This is a genomic window from Luteimonas huabeiensis HB2, assembly GCF_000559025.1.
GTDB classification, from domain to species: Bacteria; Pseudomonadota; Gammaproteobacteria; order Xanthomonadales; family Xanthomonadaceae; genus Luteimonas; species Luteimonas huabeiensis.
In genome coordinates this window covers 1-2,942 of sequence record NZ_JAAN01000081.1, presented here as the reverse complement: position 1 = coordinate 2,942, position 2,942 = coordinate 1, and the positions used below count along the sequence as shown (strand labels likewise).

The 2,942-nt window shown below is 75.2% G+C and carries 2 pseudogenes; both read right to left on the bottom strand.

What is annotated here, in order from left to right:
- Positions 1 to 2,175: pseudogene (locus Z164_RS23590) on the bottom strand (hypothetical protein); the annotation flags it as partial.
- Positions 2,085 to 2,930 (bottom strand): annotated as a pseudogene (locus Z164_RS23755) (ESPR-type extended signal peptide-containing protein); the annotation flags it as partial. The pseudogenes Z164_RS23755 and Z164_RS23590, both read right to left, overlap by 91 nt.
- Positions 2,931 to 2,942: the final 12 nt, after the last annotated feature.

Here is a 2,942-nt window from a genome sequence, read left to right as displayed (position 1 = left end):
GTTCGCGACCGCTGCGCGCATCTGCTCCAGGTTCACCGCGTCGGTGTCCTCGGTGCCCGCGGCGACGTTGGCGATCTGCCGCTGCGAGGCCTCGTGGGTCACGCCGTAGTCGTCGGTCCAGGACTGCGAGGCGCCGACCGAGATCGTGTTCTCGCGATCGGCCAGCGAGCCGGCGCCGAGCGCGACGCTGTTGCCCGCCTGCGCGAAGGCGTTCGCGCCCAGGGCCAGGCTGCTGCCGCCCGTGTCCAGCACGGTCGCGCGCCAGCCGATCGCCACCGCGTTGTCCGCCAGGCTCAGCGAGCCGCGGCCCAGGGCGATGGCGTTCGCGCCGTCGGCCAGGGTGGTGGCGCCGATCGCCAGGGCGTAGTCGGCGGTGCTGAGCGCGCCGCGGCCGATCGCCACCGCGCTCACGCCGTCGGCCCAGGTGTCCATGCCGAGCGCCGTGGCCCCGCCCGCGGCCGCCCACGCGCCGTAGCCGAACGCGGACGCGTTGGTTTCCGTCGCCCAGGCCGAGGTGCCGAAGGCCGTCGCGCCGTTCGCGGTGGCCCAGGCGTAGGCGCCGGTCGCGGTGGCGTCGCCGCCGCTGGCCCAGGCGTTGCTGCCGATCGCGGTGCTCCATTCGCCGGTCGCACGCGACTTGATGCCGCTGGCGACGCTGTTGCCGCCCAGGGCCTGCGCGCCGCTGCCGAACGCGGAAGCGCTTTCGCCGGTCGCCAGCGCGCCGGAGCCGACTGCGGTGGCGTTCGCCGCCGCCTGGGTCGCGACCATGTCCGGATTGCCGTCCTCGTCGAGAATCGGGAAGTTGTACTCGTCGTAGGCTTGGCCCAGGCCGCCGATGGCGACCGCGCCATCGGCCGTCGCGGTGCTGTTGAGTCCGATCGCGATCGCGCTGCTTCCTTCCGCGACAGCGCCGCTGCCGAACGCGGTCGCGCCTTCGCCGAAGGCGCTGCTGGCCGAGCCGACCGCAATGCTGTAGTCACCCTCCGCATAGGCGCCGGAGCCGGCGGCGGTGGAGTCCGCGCCGACCGCATGCGCCTCGCTTTCGCCGGTGGCCGCGAAGTACTTGTTGGCGGCGGTGGCGGCCTGCAGCTGGTCCAGGTTCACCGCGTCGGTGCCCTCGGTGCCGGCCGCGACGTTGGCGATCTGCCGCTCTTCCCCGGCCGCGCCGACCGAGACGGTGTCGGCGCGATCGGCCACCGAATTCGCGCCCAGCGCCACCGAATTGGCCGCCCTGGCGGTGCTGTAGTAGCCCACCGCGGTGCTGAGCTCGCCGCTGGCCCAGCTCTCGGCGCCCAGCGCGGAGGCGTTGACCCCGGGCGCATAGGCGAAGTAGCCGAGCGCGGTGCTGCCATCGCCCGCGGCTTCCGACAGCGTACCGACCGCGGCGCTGTTGTCGCCGGACGCGATGGCGCCCGCGCCGAACGCGGACGCGCTTTCGCCCGAGGCCTCGGTGTTGACGAAGATCCCCAGCCCCGGAATCAGATCGGCAGGGCCGCCGACCGCCACGCTGCTGGTGCCGGTGGCGAGGCTCTGGGTGCCGACCGCCGTCGCGTAGTCCCCGACCGCGTTGGCGACCGCGCCGACCGCGGTGGACTGCGCGCCCGCCGCATACGCGCCGACGCCGAAACCGGAGGACGCGAAGCCGGACGCTTCCGCGCTCGCGCCCACCGCCGTTCCGCCGACGCCCGCGCTGGTCGCGCCGGTCTCGATCGGATTGCCGCTGCCATCGACCAGCAGCGGCTCGCCGTCTTCGTCGACCGCCGCGCCGCCGACCGCCACGCTGGCCGGGCCTTGCGCGCTCGCGCCCGCGCCGAAGGCCGCGCTGTTCCGGCCCCAGGCGGTCGCGTTGAAGCCGACCGCGGTCGCCTGGTCGGACTGCGCGAACGCGCCGCTGCCGAACGCCGAGGCCCCCACCCCGAACGCGCTGCTGCTCGAGCCGACCGCGGTGGCGTAGTCGGCCTCCGCCAGCGCGTTGGAGCCCGAGGCCGTCGCGTCGAGCCCGCCCGCGTACGCCTCGCCGTCGCCACCGTGTTCGCGCGGTCGGCTTCCGAGCCCGCGCCCAGCGCCACGCTGTTCTCCGCCAGCGCAGTCGCGCTTTCGCCCACCGCCGTCGCGCTGGTGGCGTCCGCCCAGGCGTTCCAGCCCACCGCCGTCGTGTAGTCCTCCGTCGCCCATGCGCCGGCGCCGAACGCCGCCGCCCCCGTCCCGCTCGCGCGCGCCGGGATGAAGCCGAAGAACGTCGTCCCGCCCACCGCGACGCTCTCGTCGCCGGTGGCCTCGCTGTACTCGCCCACCGCGACCGCGCCCACGCCGCCCGCCGTCGCCGCCACGCCCACCGCCGTGGAGTAGTCCGTCGCCGCCGCCGCGCCGTAGCCGAGCGCGGTGGCCTGGTAGCCCGCCGCCTCGCTGAAGCCGCCGTGCGCCGTCGCGTACTCCCCCGATGCCGTGCTGCTGTAACCCGACGCGATCGACTGCGCGCCCTCCGCCGTCGCCGCCGCGCCGACCGCCGTGCTCAGGAAACCGGTCGCCTGCGCGCCCGCGCCCAGCGCCGATGCGCCCAGCGCCGACGCCGTCGTCGTCTGATCCAGCACCACGTTGCCGGCTTCGTCCTCGTAGTACAGCCAGCCGCCCACCGCCGTGCTCGAATCGCCCTCGGCCACGCTGTTGTAGCCCGAGGCGTACGAGTACGTGCCATAGGCCGTCGCGCCGCTGCCGAACGCCGAGGCCCCCACCCCGAACGCGCTGCTGGTCGAGCCCACCGCGGTCGCGTAGTCGGCCTGGGCCAGCGCGTTGGAACCCGAGGCCGTCGCGTCGAGCCCGTCCGCGTACGCCTCGCCGTCGCCGGTGGCGCGGAAGTACTTGCTGTCGGCCGTCGCGTCCTCCAGCTGCGCGAGGTTCACCGCGTCGGTGGCCTCGGTGCCGGCCGCCACGTTGGCGATCTG